General features: G+C 70.6%; 3 protein-coding genes. All 3 read left to right on the forward strand.

Going from position 1 to position 2861, the window contains the following annotated elements; genetic code table 11:
* Positions 1-482: lactate utilization protein C (locus G3N64_RS38595; RefSeq protein ID WP_241021432.1), on the forward strand; the 482-nt coding region annotated here is incomplete at its 5' end.
* On the forward strand, positions 479-1924 hold the full coding sequence (locus G3N64_RS38600) for a LutB/LldF family L-lactate oxidation iron-sulfur protein (RefSeq protein WP_205788822.1): 1446 nt from the start codon (positions 479-481) through the stop codon (positions 1922-1924). The genes G3N64_RS38595 and G3N64_RS38600, both read left to right, overlap by 4 nt.
* Before the next feature lie 56 nt (positions 1925-1980).
* Positions 1981-2861 (forward strand): lactate permease LctP family transporter (locus tag G3N64_RS38605; protein WP_205788823.1); only part of this gene is annotated, 881 nt, incomplete at its 3' end.

A 2861-nucleotide genomic window follows, 5' to 3' on the forward strand; every position in this document is an offset into this window, starting at 1 on the left:
CCGGCGTGCGCCGCCTGCTGCTCGACCCGGCCCGCGCCGAATCCGCGGCGCTCGCCCGCGCGCTGCCCGACACGGTCGCGCCCGTGCCGTTCGACCGGCCGATCGACGCGTGGAAGACCGAACTGTTCGACACGATCGACGCGGGCTTCACCGTTGCGCGCTCGGGCATCGCAGCCACCGGCACCGTCGTGCTCGCGCCCGATGCCGGCACGCCGCGCACGGTGTCGCTGGTGCCGCCACTGCATGTCGCGCTCGTCCACGCAAGCAGGCTGCATCCGGACCTGCACGCGGCCGTGCATGCGGAGCGCTGGCACGCCGGCATGCCGACCAACCTCGTGCTGGTGTCGGGCCCGTCGAAGACGTCCGACATCCAGCAGACGCTTGCCTATGGCGCACACGGCCCGCGCCGCCTGTGGGTCGTGATCGTCACCGATGCCGCGGCCCGGCCGGCCGCCCCCGTCAGCGAGGACCTTCCGCAATGAGCGACCACACGCTGCAATTCGTCGCCCAGGGCGACTTCAAGGCCCGCGCGCGCGCCGCACTCGGCGATCCCGCGCTGCGCCAGAGCTTTCGCGGCGCGATGGACTTCCTGCAGGGCAAGCGCGCGACGCAGTTCCCCGACGACGCCGAGCTGCAGCAGCTGCGCGACCTCGGCGAAGCGGCGCGGCAGCACGCGCTCGCGCAGTTGCCCGCGCTGCTCGAACGGCTGGAGACGAAGCTCACCGAAGCCGGCGTGCACGTGCACTGGGCCGAGACGGCCGCCGACGCGAACGCGATCGTGCTCGGCATCGCGCAGGCGAAGAAGGCGCGCCGCGTGATCAAGGGCAAGTCGATGGCGAGCGAGGAAATCGAGCTGAATCATTACCTCGCGGAGCACGGCGTCGACTGCATCGAGTCCGACATGGGCGAATTCATCGTGCAGCTCGCGGGCGAGAAGCCGTCGCATATCGTAATGCCGGCGATCCACAAGACGCGCGGCGACATCGCCGAGCTGTTCGAGGAACACATCCCCGGCACGCGCTACACGGAAGACGTCGACGAGCTGATCCAGACCGGCCGGCGCGCGCTGCGCCGCGCGTTCGCCGATGCGGACATCGGTCTCTCGGGCGTGAACTTCGCGGCGGCCGACACCGGCACGCTGTGGCTCGTCGAGAACGAAGGCAACGGCCGCCTGTCGACGACGGTGCCCGACACGCACGTCGCGATCATGGGGATCGAGAAGGTCGTCGAGAAGCTCGAGCACATCGTGCCGCTGTCGAGCCTGCTCACGCGCTCGGCCACCGGCCAGGCGATCACGACCTACTTCAACCTGATCTCCGGCCCGCGCCGCGACGGCGAACGCGACGGCCCGCGCGAGCTGCATCTCGTGCTGCTCGACAACGGCCGCACGCAGGCCTACGCGGACGAGCAGCTGCGCGCGACGCTGCAGTGCATCCGCTGCGGCGCGTGCATGAACCACTGCCCCGTCTATACGCGCATCGGCGGCCACGCCTACGGCACGACCTACCCGGGCCCGATCGGCAAGATCATCTCGCCGCACCTGCTCGGCCTCGACGCGACGGCCGACCTGCCGACCGCGTCGACGCTGTGCGGCGCCTGCGGCGAAGTGTGCCCGGTGCGAATCCCGATCCCGCAGCTGCTCGTGCGGCTGCGCACCGAGGCGAACCGCAAGCCCGACGAACCGGTCGCGCATCCGCTGCGCGGCCAGGGCGCGAACTACAACCGCGCGGAAGACCTCGTGTGGCGCTTCTGGTCGGGCGCATTCGCGCATCCGCGCGCGTACCGCGCGTTCCGCTGGACCGCGACGCGCCTGCGAGCGCTGGCGCCCGCGAAACAGATGGGCTGGACGCAGCACCGCACGCCGCTCGAACCGGCACCGCGCAGCCTGTCCGACCTGCTGCGCGCTCGCGGCCAGCCCGAGTAGCCCCGTTTTACCCGCCCATACCCACAGATAGACAGATACAGATGGAGGAGACACCCATGCAGGTTTGGCACCAGATCTATACGCCGCTCGGCAGCCTCGGGCTGTCGGCGTTCGTCGCCGCAATCCCGATCATTTTCTTTTTCGTTGCGCTGGCCGCGCTGCGGCTCAAGGGCCACGTCGCCGCGGCGATCACGCTGCTGCTGTCGCTCGGCGTCGCGATCCTCGCGTACGGGATGCCCGTGCCGCAGGCGCTCGCGGCGGCCGGCTTCGGCTTCGCGTACGGCCTGTGGCCGATCGCGTGGATCATCGTCGCGGCCGTGTTCCTGTACAAGATCGTCGTGAAGACCGGCCAGTTCGACATCATTCGCGCGTCCGTGCTGTCGATCACCGACGACCAGCGCCTGCAGATGCTGCTGATCGGCTTCTCGTTCGGCGCGTTCCTCGAAGGGGCAGCCGGCTTCGGCGCGCCCGTCGCGATCACGGCCGCGCTGCTCGTCGGGCTCGGCTTCAAGCCGCTGCACGCGGCGGGACTGTGTCTGATTGCAAACACCGCACCGGTCGCGTTCGGGGCGATGGGCATCCCGATCATCGTCGCCGGGCAGGTGACGGGCATCGACCCGTTCCATATCGGCGCAATGGCCGGCCGCCAGCTGCCGCTGCTGTCGCTCGCGGTGCCGTTCTGGCTCGTGTTCATGATGGACGGGCTGCGCGGCGTGCGGCAGACGTGGCCGGCCGCGCTCGTCGCGGGCGGCAGCTTCGCGGTGACGCAGTACTTCACGTCGAACCACATCGGGCCCGAGCTGCCGGACATCACGTCGTCGCTCGTCAGCCTCGTCGCACTCGCCGCGTTCCTGAAGGTCTGGCAGCCGCGCACCGCGAAGCAGCCGGCCGGCGGCCTCGTCGCGTCGGGCGGCGGCGCGGCGCTCGCGGGCTTCGG

This window comes from Burkholderia sp. Ac-20344, from assembly GCF_017104975.1.
In the GTDB taxonomy this organism is placed as follows: Bacteria; Pseudomonadota; Gammaproteobacteria; order Burkholderiales; family Burkholderiaceae; genus Burkholderia.

What these genes read in the sequence shown, in the direction of transcription:
- G3N64_RS38600 (WP_205788822.1), top strand. Translation starts at nt 479, where the DNA reads ATGAGCGACCACACGCTGCAATTCGTCGCCCAGGGCGACTTCAAGGCC.